The 674-nt window shown below is 70.5% G+C and carries 1 pseudogene; it reads left to right on the top strand.

What is annotated here, in order from left to right:
* Nucleotides 1–18 precede the first annotated feature (18 nt).
* Nucleotides 19–132 (top strand): annotated as a pseudogene (locus tag ABD323_RS43155) (3-dehydroquinate synthase); the annotation flags it as partial.
* Nucleotides 133–674: the final 542 nt, after the last annotated feature.

Genomic DNA, 674 nt, shown 5'->3' with positions numbered 1-674 from the left:
ACTGGAGTTGAAGCCCCCATGAGTGACACCGTCCCCACCCACGTCGGCGGCAGTGCCGGACCCGACCCGTACGACGTGCTGATCGGCCGTCAGCTGCTCGGCGAGCTCGGCCGGCTGATCGGCACCGAGGCCGGGGAGTTCGAGCAGCGCTTCGAGACGTTCGCCGGTGAGCGGCGCGAGCGCACCGCCGCCACCCAGCTGCTCGCCCGGGAGCTGGGCCGCCGGCTGTACCACCCGGCCGGTGAGCGGGCCGGTGAGCGCAACGCGATGCTGGCCGTGCTCTCCCCCGAGGAGCTGTACCGGAAGGTCGAGTGGCTGCACGGCGCCCGGGGCGGCGAAGACCGGGCCACCGACCCGCCGCTGATCGGTCGTCAGGAACTCGTCGCCCACTGAACCAGCGGGTCGGACCCCACGCCCCCTGGGGACCGGCCCGCCATCTTTTTAGGACTGACAGAATTTCCGTCATTCACATCACCGTCCGATGGATTCGGCCGATCGCCGCACACTCCGGCCGGAATGGCTGGATCGTGCGCCAGGGGGCGTGCGTGACGGGTGAGTGCGCTGGGGTGGCGCGTGACAGGTCGACAAATCGGCCTGCGCGCCGGGGCGATGACCGCACCGCGCTGCCGCCATTCGGTGGTCACTGCAGGTGGATGCCAGTGTGTCTGTTCACG

The organism is Kitasatospora nipponensis, from assembly GCF_039528135.1.
In the GTDB taxonomy this organism is placed as follows: domain Bacteria; phylum Actinomycetota; class Actinomycetes; order Streptomycetales; family Streptomycetaceae; genus Kitasatospora; species Kitasatospora nipponensis.
The sequence above is the reverse complement of the archived record's forward strand: the minus strand, read 5'-3'. Positions and strand labels throughout refer to the sequence as shown.